This is a genomic window from Spiroplasma monobiae MQ-1, assembly GCF_002865545.1.
Classification (GTDB): domain Bacteria; phylum Bacillota_I; class Bacilli_A; order Mycoplasmatales; family Mycoplasmataceae; genus Spiroplasma_A; species Spiroplasma_A monobiae.
In genome coordinates this window covers 575,129-593,345 of sequence record NZ_CP025543.1, presented here as the reverse complement: position 1 = coordinate 593,345, position 18,217 = coordinate 575,129, and the positions used below count along the sequence as shown (strand labels likewise).

20 protein-coding genes are annotated in these 18,217 nt (G+C 24.7%); 18 read left to right on the top strand and 2 right to left on the bottom strand.

The features are described 5' to 3' along the window. The first annotated feature begins 24 nt into the window (after positions 1-24). The 13 genes from SMONO_RS02780 (at position 25) to SMONO_RS02720 (ending at position 12,505) form a co-directional block, all read left to right on the top strand. A complete protein-coding gene (locus tag SMONO_RS02780) occupies positions 25-639 on the top strand; it encodes a hypothetical protein (RefSeq protein ID WP_101780838.1) in 615 nt (204 codons plus the stop codon). Between the two features lie 378 nt (positions 640-1,017). Continuing rightward, positions 1,018-1,263, top strand: a complete 246-nt coding sequence (locus SMONO_RS02775; protein ID WP_101780837.1) for a hypothetical protein — start codon at positions 1,018-1,020, stop codon at positions 1,261-1,263. Between the two features lie 91 nt (positions 1,264-1,354). Next, positions 1,355-3,091 (top strand): hypothetical protein, encoded by a 1,737-nt coding sequence (locus SMONO_RS02770; RefSeq protein ID WP_101780836.1) that lies wholly within the window; start codon positions 1,355-1,357, stop codon positions 3,089-3,091. A gap of 69 nt (positions 3,092-3,160) precedes the next feature. Further along, positions 3,161-4,021 (top strand): HAD family hydrolase, encoded by an 861-nt coding sequence (locus SMONO_RS02765; RefSeq protein ID WP_158637905.1) that lies wholly within the window; start codon positions 3,161-3,163, stop codon positions 4,019-4,021. Between the two features lies 1 nt (position 4,022). Then, a complete protein-coding gene (locus SMONO_RS02760) occupies positions 4,023-5,123 on the top strand; it encodes a nicotinate-nucleotide adenylyltransferase (RefSeq protein WP_101780834.1) in 1,101 nt (366 codons plus the stop codon). A gap of 4 nt (positions 5,124-5,127) precedes the next feature. Beyond that, on the top strand, positions 5,128-5,781 hold the full coding sequence (locus SMONO_RS02755; RefSeq protein WP_101780833.1) for a 5'-methylthioadenosine/S-adenosylhomocysteine nucleosidase family protein: 654 nt from the start codon (positions 5,128-5,130) through the stop codon (positions 5,779-5,781). A gap of 283 nt (positions 5,782-6,064) precedes the next feature. Beyond that, on the top strand, positions 6,065-6,859 hold the full coding sequence (locus tag SMONO_RS02750; RefSeq protein WP_158637904.1) for an HAD-IIB family hydrolase: 795 nt from the start codon (positions 6,065-6,067) through the stop codon (positions 6,857-6,859). Positions 6,860-6,914: 55 nt separating this feature from the next. Continuing rightward, positions 6,915-7,178 (top strand): hypothetical protein, encoded by a 264-nt coding sequence (locus SMONO_RS02745; protein ID WP_101780831.1) that lies wholly within the window; start codon positions 6,915-6,917, stop codon positions 7,176-7,178. Positions 7,179-7,296: 118 nt separating this feature from the next. Beyond that, a complete protein-coding gene (gene dcm, locus SMONO_RS02740) occupies positions 7,297-8,457 on the top strand; it encodes a DNA (cytosine-5-)-methyltransferase (RefSeq protein ID WP_101780830.1) in 1,161 nt (386 codons plus the stop codon). An 86-nt stretch (positions 8,458-8,543) separates the two neighbouring features. Further along, on the top strand, positions 8,544-9,278 hold the full coding sequence (locus SMONO_RS02735) for a class I SAM-dependent methyltransferase (protein WP_101780829.1): 735 nt from the start codon (positions 8,544-8,546) through the stop codon (positions 9,276-9,278). 18 nt (positions 9,279-9,296) lie between these two features. Then, entirely contained in the window at positions 9,297-10,151 is an 855-nt protein-coding gene (locus SMONO_RS02730; RefSeq protein WP_101780828.1) for an ROK family protein, read from the top strand. A 59-nt stretch (positions 10,152-10,210) separates the two neighbouring features. After that, complete coding sequence (locus tag SMONO_RS02725) at positions 10,211-11,371, top strand: DNA cytosine methyltransferase (RefSeq protein WP_101780827.1); 1,161 nt, start codon at positions 10,211-10,213, stop codon at positions 11,369-11,371. Between the two features lie 3 nt (positions 11,372-11,374). Next, positions 11,375-12,505, top strand: a complete 1,131-nt coding sequence (locus tag SMONO_RS02720; protein WP_101780826.1) for an MAG4270 family putative restriction endonuclease — start codon at positions 11,375-11,377, stop codon at positions 12,503-12,505. 12 nt (positions 12,506-12,517) lie between these two features. Here the strand turns inward: SMONO_RS02720 and SMONO_RS02715 are convergent, their stop codons facing one another. Beyond that, positions 12,518-13,135 (bottom strand): hypothetical protein, encoded by a 618-nt coding sequence (locus SMONO_RS02715; protein ID WP_101780825.1) that lies wholly within the window; start codon positions 13,133-13,135, stop codon positions 12,518-12,520. Between the two features lie 113 nt (positions 13,136-13,248). On the opposite strand from SMONO_RS02715, the gene SMONO_RS02710 reads away from it, so the two are divergent. The 3 genes from SMONO_RS02710 (at position 13,249) to SMONO_RS02700 (ending at position 15,390) form a co-directional block, all read left to right on the top strand. Beyond that, a complete protein-coding gene (locus SMONO_RS02710) occupies positions 13,249-13,740 on the top strand; it encodes a SemiSWEET family sugar transporter (RefSeq protein WP_101780824.1) in 492 nt (163 codons plus the stop codon). Between the two features lie 155 nt (positions 13,741-13,895). After that, the gene (locus SMONO_RS02705) at positions 13,896-14,309 is read left to right on the top strand and encodes a hypothetical protein (protein ID WP_101780823.1); all 414 of its coding nucleotides are present in this window, start codon (positions 13,896-13,898) and stop codon (positions 14,307-14,309) included. Between the two features lie 196 nt (positions 14,310-14,505). Continuing rightward, the gene (locus SMONO_RS02700) at positions 14,506-15,390 is read left to right on the top strand and encodes a lipoprotein (RefSeq protein WP_101780822.1); all 885 of its coding nucleotides are present in this window, start codon (positions 14,506-14,508) and stop codon (positions 15,388-15,390) included. A 46-nt stretch (positions 15,391-15,436) separates the two neighbouring features. On the opposite strand, the gene SMONO_RS02695 is transcribed toward SMONO_RS02700, so the two are convergent. Next, a complete protein-coding gene (locus tag SMONO_RS02695) occupies positions 15,437-16,768 on the bottom strand; it encodes a MutH/Sau3AI family endonuclease (RefSeq protein WP_101780821.1) in 1,332 nt (443 codons plus the stop codon). 388 nt (positions 16,769-17,156) lie between these two features. On the opposite strand from SMONO_RS02695, the gene SMONO_RS02690 reads away from it, so the two are divergent. Both SMONO_RS02690 and SMONO_RS02685 read left to right on the top strand, forming a co-directional pair. Then, the gene (locus tag SMONO_RS02690) at positions 17,157-17,405 is read left to right on the top strand and encodes an HNH endonuclease (RefSeq protein ID WP_101780820.1); all 249 of its coding nucleotides are present in this window, start codon (positions 17,157-17,159) and stop codon (positions 17,403-17,405) included. A 140-nt stretch (positions 17,406-17,545) separates the two neighbouring features. Beyond that, positions 17,546-18,196: a hypothetical protein gene (locus tag SMONO_RS02685; protein ID WP_101780819.1), complete on the top strand. Its 651-nt coding sequence runs from the start codon at positions 17,546-17,548 to the stop codon at positions 18,194-18,196. Positions 18,197-18,217: the final 21 nt, after the last annotated feature.

Genomic DNA, 18,217 nt, shown 5'->3' with positions numbered 1-18,217 from the left:
TATTAAGAATAAGAGGTAAATTATATGAATTTTAGGTTACCAGCAAAATATGCATTACTCATAATAAATGTTTTAGTTATACTTTACTTCTTTTTATATTTTTGTTTATTAGGTTTTGAATATAAAACACAAGATGGCAGTTTAACAGTTATTTTTAAAGGATTAAACTTTTCAAGTGATTATGAATTATCAATTACTGGATCATATATAGTTGTTCCTTTCGGACAAATGGTTAGATTTTTTGAATTATTAAATAATGAAATAAGCAATGGAACAACAAACTTTCCAAATAGCACTTACATAGCTGGTAATTTAGATATATTTATAATTTCAATGTTATCTATACAATGCTTATTAATATTTTTAAGTTTTATCAACCTATTTATATGAAGAGGCTTTAAAAAGGCTAAAACAATTGATATTCTTTCTAAAATATTAATAGTTACATTCGTTTCTTTAGCAATAAGTTGATCTGTTTATGCACAAGGGATGTATTTAACTAAAACTGGAAATATTTTATTATATCCTGATGGTCAAAAAGCTTGAATTTATATAATAGGGCAAATTATTATGCCAATATTGTTTATGTTCATTCATATTTGAATGACAGCACCGCTTTACAGAAAAAGAAACAAGTAAAAAACAAAATAAACGAAAAAAATACGCCTTAGGGTCAGCGTATTTTTTTTATATTATTAATCATGCTTTCGCATATGTAATTGATTTGCTAATAATTAAAAAGATATGAATGAGTAATGAAAGGTCACTTATAACTATGACCAATACAAGTGACCTCATCGAAAGAAAGGATGTTATATTGAATTAAAGAATGAATGCGTCAGATAAGTGATGTAACTGCGCCCACATAGTTTAATCGTCATAGTTGTCCAAAAGGACAAATTAAATATATCAAAATTTAATCAAAAAATCAATTTTTTTAAAAAAATATTTATTTTTTTAAAAATAAACGCCTTATTTTTAAATATAATTAGATTATTATAAGAAAAAGAGGATATTATGAAAGAATATATTTGTTCAAATTGTTCTAAACCAGCAGAACTTAAAAAAATAAATCAATTAAATACTATAATTGTATTTTGTAAAGATTGTGCAATAAAAGAATTTAATGCACAACACACAGAAAATAATAATATTGAATGTGATTCTTGCAGAAAGCCTTCTCAATACATGACAGTTTCTCAATTAAATAGGATTAAGAACTTATGTGAAAATTGCTTATTAAAAGATTATAAGGAAATATAAAAAACACACTCAAGTGTGTTTTTCTTTTTGACCTCTATTAAAGCAAGCGAAAAAAAGGTATAATATACTTAACATTTTGAAGAGGTGCCTTATGGAAAAACACTTTAATAAAATAGCTGGTAAAAATGGCTTTTATGATTTTGAAGATAAATTAAATTATTTTGACTACTTTGACATAAAAGGTGAAGATTTGGAAAATGCTTTTTTACTATTTAAAAAGTATGAAAATAATATGCATGAATTAAAAGTTAATATTGAACAAAGAATAAAAGAAAGATATGAATTTTATATAACACATTCTTATAAAAAAGAAAAAAAGGAATTTGTAAAAGTAAAAAATGATGGGGAAAGAAAAATTGTAAAATCTCTTTTTACAAGTTTAGTTTTTTTAGGAGCAAGACTAGTTTCTCAAGAATATGTTTTACTATCAACAATTAATAAACTTATATACAATGTTGATTTGAGAGTATTTAAATTTTTTAACGAGAAATTTAATTACAATATTTACAAAAAAAGCTTAAAAGAATATTATGAGACCTTAACAACTTTTGGATTGAGTTATTTAGATACTGACATAGATACATTTAATATTTTTCAAAGAATGGATGAGTATATAGAAAAGGATTTATATTCTTTAAAAGCTTATAAAGATATTTTTTTATTTATGTGAATGTATACTTACATAAAATACTCATGTGATTTAAGTGACTATGCTTTTAAAATAAATGATTCAAAAAGAAGTTATCCAAAAATAAATAGTAATGTACTTGTTCCAATGAACTATGATCGTTTTTTTGATGAAGAAGGATTTGAAGAAGAAAACGAAAAGAGAAAAACTATTGTAAATGATTTTAGAGGTTGAAGTTTAGAACCTTACTATATAACAATAGAAAATCAAGTAAGAGATTATTACAAACAATTAATGTTGGTTGGAAATGTTAATCTTAATGATTACTTTGTTGTAGCTGATGAAATTAAAAAAATATATTTAAACAAACCATACTATAGTGTAGTTGAATTAGAACAAACTCTTTTCACAGAAGCTTCTGCTGCAAGTCAAAAATTATATACAATGGAAGAAATAGAATTTATTATTAAATATGTTACTTTTGATAAAAAGTCAGAAGAATATAGAAATTATAAGCTAGATAATTTCTATGATTTAATATATAAAAAACCAATTTTAGAATTTAGAGATTCAAATGGAAATCCTATTTTATTAGCTTTTCCTGAATTTATTTGAATGGCCTATCATATGCAAAGAGAATATCACTTCTTTGACAAAAAACTTTCAAAAACATTTAATGTAATGTTGAGAAAAGATTACAATCCTACAATAAATGAACAACTTAAAAAAATTGAAAAAAGATTTGGTGTTATGAAAGCAATTGATCCTAAAACGCTTCCGTTCTTTATAGATGAAAAAAATAATGGAGTAAATAGTTCTTTGGTAGATTGTATTTTATATGATAAAGCACTAAATAGATTATTTTTTGTCCTTACAAACTTTTATTCAGCAGAAAATATTGATTGAATAAATGCTAAAAGAACAATCGATACTTATGGTTTAAACTCAAGAATTGTATCAATGATGTTTTCAAGAACATTCAATACAGTTGCAAAAGATTTAAAGAAACTAAAAAAACAAATTAAAAAACTTGGAATTGAATTAAATGGTGATGAATCAGAAATAAAAATTGAAGGTATTTTATTTATAAATGATATCTTAAATGCTATTCCTGTAATGAAAGTTGATAAATATCCAGTTCATATTGTAAGTGTTTCAACAATGGAATACTTTACAACAAGTTATATATATAAAAAATAACCATTTTCACTTATGAGGTGGTTATTTTTTATATTATCTTGTAAAATTAATTTTGGAGGATATAAGACTATGAAATTACCTTATATTGGAAGTGACTTAGATGGTACTGTTGTAAAAAACAGTGACTTTAAAATATTAGATGAAACAATTAAAGATATAAATGATTATCAAAAACAAACAAGCAATAATTTTTTTATTGTTACAGGAAGAGCTTTTCAAAACATGAAGTACTACGTTAAACAATTAAATGTTACTTTACCTGTTATTAGTTCAAATGGGGGAGCTATTACCGACCCAGTGACTTGAGAAGTCTATTATGAAGCATTAATGGATAAAGAAGTTGTATTAGATTTATTACAATATTCAATTGACAATGACTTAGATGTTTCTTTATATACAGCAACAACTTTGTGTGCTTTGAAAAATGCAGAAAGAGTTAAAGCTTATAAAGAACTTTATGGACACTATGCAGATGAAGATCAACCACAATTTATTTTATATAACGACTATAATGAATTAATTGAAGAAGTTAGAAACGATATTCACAGAACAGTTAAATTAATGTATTCACTTGACAGTGAATTAGAAGTTGAAAAAGCGGAAAAACTAAAACTATATTTAGAAGAAAAAGGTTTATATAATCCTTCAACAATAATTCAATCAAGAATTTTAGTTGATGCAATGCCAAAAGGTGTTAATAAAGCAAGTGGTATTAAAAAATGAGCTGAGATTATGAATGTGGATTTAAATGACATTCATGTTATTGGGGATAACAATAATGATATGGAAATGGTAGGTGAATTGCCATATGGTATTGCTGTTGGTAATGCTGTAGAAAATTTAAAAGAAATTGCTTGAAAAGTAATTGACCACATTGATAACAATGGTGTAGGAAAATATTTAAAAGAACTAATTAGTAAGGAACAATAAAATGAAAAGAATAGCTTTGTTTGGGGGAAGTTTTGATCCTGTTCACACAGATCATGTAAACATAATTAAAAGTTGTAAAGACAAACTTCACTTCGACGAAGTTTGAGTTGTCCCAGCTTACGTTAATCCTTTTAAGAACTTATCAACTTCAAGTGTAACTCAAAGATTAGAAATGCTCAAATTGGCTTTAAAAGATCTAGACTTTGCAAAAATAGATACTTATGAAATATCAAAACAAACATCAAGTTTTACTTACGATAGTGTTAAGTACTTTAAATCAAAGTATCCAGAATTTGAATTCTCATTTATTATGGGATCTGATCAGTTAGATAATTTTGAAAAGTGAGATAATTTTCAACAGTTAATTAAGGAAATTAATTTTAAAGTTTTTTTAAGAACAAAAGATTTCAATCAAACTATTGTTGACAAATATAATTTAGAAACTTTTGAATTTGAAAATAATCATTTAAGTTCTACAAAAATTAGAAACTTAGAAAATTTAAATTTACAAATAAAAGAAGTTAATGATTATGTAAATAATAATCTGATGTATTTACTTGAAAGAGTTGAAAGTAAAATGGATGAGAAAAGATATTTTCATTCTTTAAATGTTGGACAAATGGCAATGGAACTTGCCAGATTAAACAATGTTGATTTAAACAAAGCACAAATTGCAGGAACACTTCATGATGTTGCTAAGCATTGAAGCGAACAAGATATGAGAAAATGTTTAGAACTAAATAATAAGGATTTATTAAATGAACCAACTCCTGTGTGACATTCATTTGTTGGAGCATATCATTTAAAAAATGATTGATTATTTTCTGACAAAGAAATAATTGATTCAATATTCAAACACACAGTTGGTTCAACTGATATGACAACTCTTGATATGATAGTTTTTTGTGCTGATAAAATTTCAGCAGAAAGAAATTATGAAGGTGTAGAAAACTTAAGAGCACTAGTAAAATCTGATTTAGAACTTGGTTTTAAAGAACTATTAAAAAATCAATATGAAGTTGCAATACAAAAGCACTCAATTGATTCAATAGGGAAGTCTCTTATTGAAACTTATAATTTTTGAATAAAAGGAGATAAATAAGAAAATGAAAAAATACGCTATATTATTTGCTATGAAGCAAGAAGCTCAAAGTTTAATTGAAGAGTTAGATGCTCAATTAATTGAAAATGATTATTTTGAAATATATCAAAAAGAAAATATTTATATAGCCATTTCAAAAGTAGGAATAATAAATGCATCAAGTTGTTTTGCATATGTTAATCAAAAGTTCAATATAGATTTATTTATAAATGCAGGACTTGTAGGAACTTTTTCAAATGAATTACAACCACTTCAACCAGTTGTTGTAAAAAACAGTTATTTGGGTAATGCTGATGCTACTGGATTTGGTTATACTTTAGGACAAGTTCCTGGAATGCCTTCATTTTATAGTAGTGAAAAAGAACTTTTAGAAAGTTTTAAAGAATTTGAACAAGTAGATATTTGTTCTAGTGATGTGTTTATTAACTCAAATGAAAAAGTTGATAAAATAATTAACCCAATTAGTGAAACAATCAAAATTTTTGATATGGAATGTTTTGGGTTCTTTCAATCAGCTTATATCTTTAAAAAGCCTATAATATCTTTAAAGATTATAAGTGATCATATTGATAATGGTTCAAATGAAGAACAATTTAACTTAATACTTTCACAAGGAAGTTTAAAAATAAGTGAAATTTTATTGGAACACTTAAAATAAAATTATTTTACCTATTACTCATATAAAATATAAATATGAAAGGAAGTACTTTTCATGGAATGTAATAAAGATTGTAAAGATTGCGGCTGTGGATGTGCATTTGACGATAATTGTAGTGAATGTCAAATGTGTGCAAACGACAAAAATCATGGCTAATAATAAACCAACTTATGTTGGTTTTTTATTTTTTTGTATGAAAAGTGTTGCCTTAAAGTTACTTTAATGAAATATAATCTTTATATCATATTTATTAAATATGATTTATCTAGAAAGGATAAAAAGAATGAAGTGATGAATTAGTGATTTTGATGGAACTTTAACTTTAAAAGAAAATAACTGACAAATGATAGAAAGAGATATTAACTTTGTAAAAGAATGAACTAAAGAAAATAAGTTCATTATAGCTACTGGAAGGGATATCGATCATGTAAATGAAATTATAGAAACATATGGTTTTGATGTTGATTATAAAATAACAAACAATGGAGCTGCTATGTTTAAGGGAAAAGAAAATTTATATGAACTTTCAATTCCTATGGGTGAAAGAGAAAAGATATTTGATATATTAAATACTTTACATAATTTTTGTGGAATTAAATTATCTGATACTTACAATGCTATTGAAATTTCAGGAATAAAAGAAGAAACTCCAAGATATGACTCTACAATAGTTATGGATAATTGATTTAATAAAGAAGATAAATTTGAAGAACATATAAACTCTGTTTTAACAAATGAAAAACTTAACAATGTAGCTCTTTATGCACATCCTCAAGACTTTGATTATATAAGGGGTTTATTAGAACAATTAAATGATATAAAGGTATTGCATACAGCTCCATTTGTTTTAGAAATAATGCACAAAGATGTTTCTAAATATAGTGGTATTAAGTATTTAATGGATAAATACAACATTGATCCTAGGGATATAATTGCAAGTGGTGATGGAGACAACGACTTTGAAATGCTAAATAATGTTGAAAACTCATTTGCTATGAAATCTGGAACAAAGCTAGCAAAAAATACTGGTAAAAATTTAATTAGCAATGTAAGTGAAATAAGTTTATATATAAAATAAAATCCAACCATAAGTTGGATTTTTTAGTAAAATATTTATGAAAGAAGGAATGAGTATGTATATATACCAAAGAATTGAAATTAAAATTAAAAATGATGTTATAGTTGATATTAAAATGCTGGATGCTTTTCAAGATCCTTACTTATTGGTAGAAAATATTGATGAAAGTTTTGCTAACTTTGATGAAATGGATGTTGAAGAGTTAACAGACAGATTAGGGATGAAAATTAAAGTTGCAGGTCCAATTTTTTATAAAAAATTGGATGAACAAAACGAAACTTTAATTTTAATGTCAAAAAATAAAATCATTGAAAAATAGAGATTAAAAAGAGAAATACATATGAACCTAATAAGTGTTAGGTTTTTTATTTTTTTAATAAAATAATGCATTTTAATGTTTTAATAATAAAGATGTAAAAATACAAGTGAGGTACTTTATGAAATATGTAAATTTATTTTCAGGTATTGGTGCATACAACCAAGCTATGAAAAAATTTGATGGTGAATGTGTATGAAGTTGTGAAAAAAACAGTTACAGCTTAGAAACATACAAAGTAAATTTTAATTTAAATGCTAGCAAAGATATTAGAAATATCAGTGTTAAAGAAATTCCAGATCACGAAGTTCTTTTATGTTCTCTTCCAGAAAAAGCTTTTGCAAAAGCAGAACAAAGAAGTTGATATGAGTTTAGTGATACTGATTTAGTATTTGAAATGACAAAAGTTATTGAAAGTAAAAATCCAAAATATGTTTTATTTGAAAACATTAAAAATCTTGGAACAAATGAAAAGGGTAAAACTTGAAAAAAACTAAAAGAGATTTTTAAAAGATTAGGTTATGTTACAACAAAAAAACCAATTCTATTAAGTCCACACCAATTTGGTATTCCTCATTTTAAAACAAGATCATTTGTTACTGCTATAAAAAAAGAATTTATTAACGAAGATTATTTAGAATTAAACTTTAGAGGTAAAGTTAAAAAATCATCAAATAACATTGAAACTATATTTAATAAAAAAGATAAATTTGATTCAAATATATATGAAATAACACCAACAGAAAAAAGAATATTAGATGCTTGAAATGAGTTTAGAAAAAATGTTAAAGTAGAAAATCTTGATTTTCCAATATGAACTGATCACTTTAAAACTGCAAATAGAATTGTAGATCAAATGTCTGAATGAATGCAAAGTGTTGTTAATAAAAACAAAGAACTTTATATTAACAATGTTAAGTTTATTGATTCATGATTGCAAAAAAACTATGATGTTTTAAGAGCAAAATCATCTTATAGAAAATTAGATTGAAAAGATGAATCTGGTATCAAAGATATTTATGGTGGTTTAATTCAAATTAAAGCATCTGGAATTAAAATACAAGAGCCAACAGTTGTTCAATCAATTTCTTCAATATCAGAAGTTCCAATATATGGTCCTGAAAAAAGAAGATTAACTTTAAGAGAATGCGCAAGATTATTAAGTCTTCCTGAAGAATTTGAAATTAACAAAAATATTAAACAAGCTTATAAACAATTTAATCAAACAGTTAATGTTACAGTTGTTGAAAAAATATTAGAAAAATTATTTGAATATAAATAATAAAACCACCTTTTAAGGTGGTTTTATTATTAGTTTAAACTTTATATCTTGTATAGAATATAATTAATAATATGGAGAAATAATAAATGGAAAATCATTATAAAAAGATAAGTAGCTTAGTATACAACTCTACAAAACCACCAGGAACCAGTATTGATAAAGATTTAGAATTTTATAAATCTCAATTACTTCAAATTGAAGGAAAAGTTCTTGAAGCTGGGGTTGGAAATGGAAGATTATTTATTCCTTTATTAAAATATAAAGTTGACATAACTGGAATAGATAAATCTCAAGATATGATAGATATTTGTAAAGAAAATCTAGAAAAAGAAAACTTACTTGCAAACTTAATATGTGATGATTTAGAAAATTATGTAAGCAAAGATACTTATGAATACATAATAATGCCAAATGCAAGTTTTAATCTTTTAGAATCAAGAGAAAAAGCTTTAAAAGTATTAGATAACTTTTACTTATCTTTAAAAGAAAATGGAACTCTTATAATTGATTTAATACTTCCAATAGAATTTAAGGCAGGAAGTTTTCATGAGTTTACTCACACTATTGAAGATCAACAAATAGTTGTTAAAAACTTATCTAAAGAAATTAATTGAGTTGAACAATACACTATTAATCAAATAGATTACTTTATTAATTATGAATTAAAAGAAACTCAAGAATTTAAGCTATCGTGATATGGAACACAAGAGTTTTGTGATATATTATCTTCAAAGGGATTTAAAGATGGATTATTTCTAATAAACTATGGAAATAAAACTAACTTAAATGTTAAAACAATTACATTTATTTTTAAAAAATAAAGAAGGGATAAAAAGATTATGAAATTAGCAGTTGATATCGGAGGAACCTCAATAAGATTTGCTCTTATTGAAAACAATAAAATAATTAAAAAGCATGTTATTGATACAAATGGAAATGATATGAACAAAAACTTACTTGAAATAAAAGAAAAAGTAGATAGTTGAAATCAAAGTTTTGACTATATTGGTATTTGTTGTCCTGGTCCTTTAGACTTAAAAACAGGAAAAATACTTATAACTTATAATTTACCTGATTGAAACCAAAAAAGTATCTTACAAGCTTTTAAGGATCTGTTTAATATGGATAATGTAAAAATAAACAATGATGGAAATGTAGCTGCTTTAGGGCAATACACAATAAGAAAAAATGTTCACTCACTTTTATATTTCACAATTTCAACAGGAATTGGTGGGGGTTTTATAAATGAGGGAAAAATATTTACTGGATTTTCAGGAACTGCATTTGAAATAGCAAATGCATTACCAGTATGAAATAGTGAAAATGTTAAAAGAAGTGGAATAGAGTTTCAAGCAAGCGGAAAGAACATTTATTTAAATTTAAATAAACTTGGAGTTGAAGTAAATGATACTGCTCAAGCATTTGAATTATATAAAACCAAAGAAAATGAGGTTGTAAAAAACTTCTTTAAAGATATTGAAGAAAAATTGATTAGTTTAATATCAACTTCAATATGTTTCTTAAATCCAGAAATAATTGTAATTGGTGGAAGTGTTGCAATGCATAATCAAGATTTTATAAATTCTATTATGGAAAGAGTTTGAATAACAACCGAAGATATTGGTTATAAAACAAAGTTTGAATTTGCAAGAGATCTTGATAATTCAACTTTATTTGGATGTTGTGAAATGTAGATAAATCTACATTTTTTATTGTAAAATCTTATTAGATTGTTTTTTTAGAGGAGCTAAAAATGAGCAAAGTAGAAAATAAAACAAAAAAACTTAGAGTATTTGAAGCTTTTGCTGGAATTGGTGCTCAAAGAAAAGCCTTGGAGAAAGTCAGAAAAGATGAATATGAAATAGTAGGGCTTGCTGAATGATATGTTCCTGCAATTGTTATGTATCAAGCTATACACAACAATTTTCATACAAAGTTGGAGTATAAATCAGTTTCTAGAGAAGAAATGATTGACTATTTGGAAAATAAAACACTATCTTGAAACTCAAAAAATCCAGTATCTAATGGTTATTGGAAGAGAAAAAAAGATGATGAACTTAAAATTATATATAATGCAATTAAGTTATCTGAAAAAGAGGGTAATATTTTTGATATTAGAGACCTTTACAAAAGAACTTTGAAAAATATAGATTTATTAACATATTCATTTCCTTGTCAAGACTTATCTCAACAGGGTATTCAAAAGGGTATGAAAAGAGGTTCTGGTACTAGATCAGGTCTCTTATGAGAAATTGAAAGAGCTTTGGATTCAACTGAAAAAAATGACTTACCAAAATACTTGTTAATGGAAAATGTAGGAGCTCTTCTTCACAAGAAGAATGAAGAAGAACTAAATCAATGAAAGCAAAAATTAGAAAGTCTTGGCTATCAAAACTCAATTGAAGTTTTGAATGCCGCTGACTTCGGTTCCTCACAAGCAAGAAGAAGAGTTTTTATGATATCTACTTTAAATGAATTTGTTGAACTACCAAAGGGAGATAAAAAACCTAAAAGTATCAAAAAAGTTTTAAATAAAATAGTTTCTGAAAAAGATATTTTAAATAATTTATTGAAATATAATTTAACTGAATTTAAAAAAACAAAATCAAATATAAATAAAGCTTCACTGATTGGTTACAGTAAATTTAATTCAGAAGGTTATGTTTATGATCCTGAATTTACAGGACCAACCTTAACTGCAAGCGGTGCAAATTCAAGAATAAAAATCAAAGATGGATCTAATATTAGAAAAATGAATTCAGACGAAACTTTCTTATATATGGGGTTTGATTCACAAGATGGAAAAAGAGTAAATGAAATTGAATTTTTAACTGAAAATCAAAAAATATTTGTTTGTGGAAATTCAATATCAGTAGAAGTTTTGGAAGCGATTATAGATAAAATTGGAGGTTAATACATGTCAATAAAAGATAAAACATATTTAGTAAATGTTCCTATAATAAGAAAAAATTTTTTTTCTACTAATTCAGCTAAGTTTAAGGGAAATTTGCAAATTATTTCAAATGATTTTGGAATAATAAAAGATTGAAAAATTGAATTCAAAGAAGTTTGAATAGATATATTTACAACCCCAAGGTGATTTAGTGATAAGCCTAGCTTATTTAAATATAGGGAAAGGCTTTTTGAAGAATTAAATTTAATTCAGGAGCACAGACCTTCAAAAAGATCTTCTAATTTGTATAAATTAAGTGATAATGAATTAATAATATTTAATAATTTTTTAAATAGTAAGGAAAAGTATGGTTCTACATTAAAAAATATTGTGGGAGTTATTAAGGGTAACAATCCTGGTGGTGAAGCTGCCAAACCTTCATCTGCAGAAATGATTATTGATGGCTTTGAAGATATTGGTATTAGAAACTTTATAATACTATTTGATGACCTTTGTTTGTATAAATTAGATTATTTTGATTTATATAAAATAAATGCTGAAGAAATAACATTAGAAAAGTTTGTTAACTTAAATGATGCACTAAAAGGTGTCTTTGAATTTATGCAAAAAGAGAAACAATATACTGATTTTCTTGTTTATTTAGTACAAATGAAAAAATACTACAATAAATATAATGGTATTGCCAAAAAAGGAGAAGAATTAGCAAAAAGAGCAAGAAAAAGGTTTAGTATGAATGTCGATACTTACTATAAAAAAAATAAAATCTCTCTACCTTTCGGATTTGATATAAATGATAATTCTAAATATCAAAAATGTCATATTCTTGAATATCACATAATAAAAGATAATATTATTAAATTGTTATTCTCTGATAATAAAGCTAATATAGAAGATTATTTAGATATGATTTCTGATCCGGAAAATTTCATACCATTACCAGAAGAAATTCACAGAAAGTTTGATAGCAATATTTTTTATTATGATACAAATGGAGTAGCTATTCCTTTGGGAGAGGAAGGTAAATATTTCTTAAATAGAGAAGAAAATTTGAAATTTAATCATATTAACAAAGAATTTCTCACAAAAAGAAAGACATGATATATAGAAAAAAGAAAAGAACAAATTAAAATATAAGTTCATTTGAACTTATATTTTAATTTTAGACAATAAAATAATAGATTCTTTAATTTCCATTTTAGAAGGTGGTTTGTTATCAAATTCATTTATATGATGAAAATGATGTCTTATGTAAGTAGGCAAAGTAGTATCTATTTTTTTGCCATTTATTATTCTTGTTTTATTTTTAGGTATTTGATATTCTTCACAAAAAATATCATCTATATGTTTGGTATTTAATTTTTCATCACTAAATTTTTTAAATATAAAATTCTCAACTTCTTTATAAAGATCATCATGATATATTAGACTTATATTAGGATTTTCTTTAAACAAATTTAAATCATTTTCCAATTTTGAAAATTTAAAATTTTGCTTATTTTCATTATTGAATAAATATTTATTAATATTAAAATTTTGATTTTCTGAAAATTTTTGAAAAGCTATATTGGTATCATTTCTATTCCTTTTATCTGTTTCCTCTACAAATTTTATAATTTTATTATCTTGGTCGTCCACAGCGAATGCAACTTTTTTTAATGTGGTTTCCATATTTATTGCTCAAATATTTACATCATTTCTGAAATTTTCCAATTCTGAATTTAATAATTCTAATTTCTCTTCAATTTTATTGCTCTTATTATTCATGTTGGTTTCCTTATTTTTAATATTATAACTCTAAATTATTTTTTTTGAATTTAGTTATACATTTGACCCTCTAAAACTTATTTGTTAATATAAAAAAGTTAGGGGGTTTTATTATGTTTATGGCATCAGAAGTAAACTTAGCAGAAACAATTCTTGGGTGAATTGGATTTGCAACAAGTTTCTCAATGTTACTACCTCAAGTTATTAAGGTATGTATCACAAAAAACACAAAAGCACTTTCTCCGATCATGTTTTTCTTAACTTTTTTAAATGCATGTATTTGAACAAGTTATGCATTGCTTGCAAAAAGTGAAAAGGATTGACAAGTTGGTTGTGCTAACTTAGCTGCTATGGTAGCTTCATTGTTTATATTAATATTTATTATAGTAAATAAAGTAAAAGATAAAATTACTTTAAATAGACTTAAAAAAGATAAAAAACTTAATGAAAGCTTAGATGAAATGTCTGTAGTTGAAATTAAAAATGAAAATGAACTTTTAAGTGAAGAAATAATAAATATGCAAAAAGAAATTGAAAAATTAGAAGAGAATGTTGAAGTTCTAGAAGAACAAGTAGAAATTCTTGAAGAGAAAATAGAAGATTAATCTTCTATTTTTTTAAACTTATTTTAGTTTATAAAAGACATTTTACAATTTTTCTTATTTAAAAATATTTTTATTTAAGAAATTATAATAAATATAGGTAAATTTTTTTAAAACTAATTTTGTTGTTCTAGATTAACTAAAGGAAGTGATGATACATGACTGTATCTAAGTTTGCTCCTTTAGATTTTAAAAAGATAAGATTTAAAAGGGGAAGATTAACTTTTGTATATTCCAAAACTGTAAAAGACTTTTATTCTCTAATAAAAAAGGGATTTATTTCAAAAAATAAAGTCATAAAGAAAAGCAATGATCAAGAAATACTTAAAAGTGATCCATCATGGCTAGTAACTAATAAATTAGGTATTCAAGATTTTGATAAAATAAAAGTTTTATTTGAAGAAACTAAAGATATTAGAATAGGTTCTAATAACATAGTTTGTTTTACTATAAACGCACAAACTAATAAGAATTGAGTTAAATTAAACTTAGTTAAGTTGTGTGTAAAAGGTTGTGGAGAAAATATGAAATTGAGTAGTAAAAAGCTTAACAGTCAAATTATATTTTTATAATTTAAAAAAACTAAATTATATTTTAACATATAAAATATAATTTTTTTTTTTTTTTTTAAAATTCAACCTTCTTTACTGTTTAGAAAAAGTTTTTAGTATTTATAAAAGTTAATAAAAAAGAATTTTAAAAATTATAATATATACAAGCTTGAATTATGTGAGTTGGGTACTTCATAAAAAATATGAAGGAGATAGTATGAAGAAATTATTAGGATTATTAGGAGCAGCTGGATTAGTTGCAACTACAAGTGCAACTGTTGTTGCTTGTGGGCCAAAAACAGAGGTTTCAGATGTTACTTTAAAATCAGGAGCACTTGAACAAGAATTTCTTGTTTCATCAGCAACAATTAAATCAGATGGTGTTATAACTTTAAAATTAGAAGAAAATTCAATTTTAACTGCTACAGTTGTTGAGGGAACTCAAAAAGATGGAGAAGTTAAAATTAAAATTTCTACAACTGAAGAAAAAATTACAGAAAAAGATGTAACAGAAACAGTTCAAGTTATGTACAAAGCAAAAGATGCTGAAGCAGAAGTTGAACCATCACAAATTGCTTCAGTAAGTGTTAAAGTAGAAGCTAAAAAAATTACTTTAGTTGACTTGTCAGGAGTTACTTTAGAAGGATTTACTGCAACTAACGATACTACAGATGAACAAGTTATTGCTGAATTAATTAAAGTTGAAGGTTTAGAAAAATTAGTGGCAGCTGATGTTGTTATTACTAAAACTAATGCAACTAGTGAAAATGCAGGTTCAATTAAAATCACAGCTTCAAAAGACTCTAAATTAGTAAAAGGTGAAATGAGTTTAGTTATTGCAAAGTTAGAAGCAGAAGCTAAAAAAGATTTATCAACTGTTGATATGTCAAGTTTTACTGCAACAAACAATTCAACTAATGAAGAAGTGCTTACTGCTTTAAATACAGCTAGTGACTTAACTTTAACAGAAGAAAATGATGTAACTATTACTAAAAAAGATGCAACAATAACAGAAGCTGGAAGTATTACAATTACAGCAAAAAGTGGTTCTACTCTAGTAGAAGGTACTATAGTTTTAGCAATTGCACAATTAACAGAATAGTATTTGCTAATTTATAATAAAAAAATCTCTTAAAGAGATTTTTTTATTATTTAAATATAACATTTTTGTTGATTACAAATTCATAAGCTGGGAGTGTATATTCTTTTCCTTCAACTTTATATGTTGCAAACTCATTTTTTTTACTTTTTCTTAAACTAATTGAAAGATTATCTTTTGTTTTTGTAAAGTTAGGTTCTTCTTTTCCTACTTTGTTTTCTTTAATTAATCTTTCAATTTCTTTTTTTGTATTGTAATAAACTAATTGAGAATTTTTTATATCTTGATCACTTAAACTAAATAACTTGTAGTTTAATATTTTATTAGTTTCTTTTTCTATCATTATTACCAAGTAGTTTTTGATAATGATGTTTTGATAAAAGGTACTATCTTCAAATTCATCATTTAGTATTTCAAATGGATCTATTTCGTAGTTTGTAGTTATTTGTTCTTGTAAGTTAGAATTATCAGTTAATTTATGCATTAATTTAAAGTTTGTAACTTTTAAGAAATCATATAAATCTGAATTATTTTCTTTTAAGAATTTTTCAAATGCCATTTGGTGTTTTTGGTTAGCTTTAGACTCTGTATAGGATGTAATATCTGTTCCTATGATACTTTTCATATATTCTTCAATTTGTTCGTTTTTGAAGTCTATATTGTCTTTTACTTCAACTTCATCAAATATTTCATTAATGTATTCTACTTTGTTTTTATGTCTTGTTATTATTTCTTTTAAGAAGTTAGTGTTAAACGAATAACTTCTAAATCTTGCCAAAACATTAGAGTAGGGTTGTTTTTTTACATCAATTCTACTTTGGCTTTTAGTGCATGCAGAAAGAACTTTTGTAAATCCTTCATTTAATTCTTCAGCTTTTCCACGTTTTACTTTTTCTTGTATTGCAAGTCAATCACTTACTATTAAAAAGAATTCTTTTTGTCTTGAAATATCTATTATAAAAGCATCGCGAATTTCATAATCTAAAAAGTCTTTTTCATAATCATGAATATAGGTCATGATTAAAAGTAATTGGTTTTTATTGATAAATTTTGAATCTTTAAAAGTTTCATTTACTATTTCATCATAGTAAATATCATTTAAAACTAAACGCTCTTTTACTATTAATTCATCATATTTATTTCTTTTTAAAGCAACTGGTTTTAACTCTAATTGAAGATCTTCAAAAGTATGTTCAACTTTACTTAATAGTGGTATGTCAAATACCGCTTGTTGAAGAACATGCTTTATTTTTTCTTTATTATCAAAGTATCTGACTCTATCTAAATTATTTCCTGATAATTGTCTTAAAGTTTTTCCTTTAGCTTTTTGGGCTATTTTAAAGACTTCTAATAAGTCTTGTTTATATTGTTTGTCATCCATGATATTTACGTTTTCCTCTTTACTTATTGATTATAGAGTAAAAGAGGTTTATATACATTAAAAAATTTATATAAAAAAGTTGTAACTCTAATCACGCTGTGATATTATATTTGAGAATTAAAAATTCAACCGACCATAAAACCGCATAATAGCGGTTTTTTTTATATATAAAGATATTTTTAAAAAAATTAGCAAACTACTTGACTAAGTGCTAAAAAAATAATAAAATCAAAAATGGAGGCAATTGCCTACTACATTAATTAATATTAAATCAAAATAATACTTTGGTCGGTTGAATTTTGATTTAAACGATATAAAGAGGAGATTTTTATAGAAAAATTAGATATAGTGGGTTTGCTTCATTTCAAAAAAGAAAGGAGACAAAAATATGGATGTATATAAAGTATGAGAACTAGCAAGAAAATGTTATTGTTCTGAAGATAATTGTTTAAATAATCACAGGCTTTGTGCGATATGCAATGGAAAACTTTTAAAAGCTGCACATCAAAGTGAACAACCAAACTCAACTTATGCTTGAAATATAGATCACAAGATACCTAAAAGCAGAGGCGGAACAAATCAAATAAATAACTTACAAATTACACATATAGAATGTAATTCAAAAAAAGGTGGATAAAAAAATGAAAACATTAATTAAAAATAGCAAAAGTAGAAGATCTTTATTAAAAATTTATGGTCATCTAAGATAGATATTTTAATTATGAAAAATTTTAAAGCGCTTTTAAGCGCTTTTTAAATATATAAAAAGGAGGATACATGAAAGTATTCGAAAAAGATATTGAAAATATTTTAAGAGAGGCAAATTATGATTTTGATAAAAAATTAACAGAAACTGAAGTTTCAAAATTAGTGGACTTAGTTAGATCGGAATTGTTAAAGAAAAACTTTATAGATAAACATAAAAGAAAAAAATTGGTCGGATTAAAAAATAATGTTCCCTTATCGATAATGCAATTTGATAATTTAACTAGTAAAACAATTAAATTAAAAAATAATGCTTATATTAAAAAAATTGAAGAAGCTAAAATAGGAGAGTTTGTGATTCAATTTTTAATCAAAAATAAGGATTTAAGACTTAAAACAACTACAATAGTTGAAGAATTAAAAAAACAAAAAAATCTGGTCCATAAAGATTATTACAATTTGAGAACAAGAACATATGTATATTCGGTTATATCCAATTTAAGAAAACAAATGGAAAAAGATAATTTTGTTAATGGATATATTGTTTCTAAACATAATGGAAATCCGGGAATAGACAAAGTTAAAAAAGTAGATGGCTGAGAGTATACAGAAAGTTTTATTAAAATAGAAAATTATTTTAAAAATGAAATTGATGAATACAACAGTAGGGCCAAATCAATGGAAAAAAAGTTACTAAAGTTTAAAGAAGCTAAAGAAATTTAGTAAAATAAAAATGGAGATGTA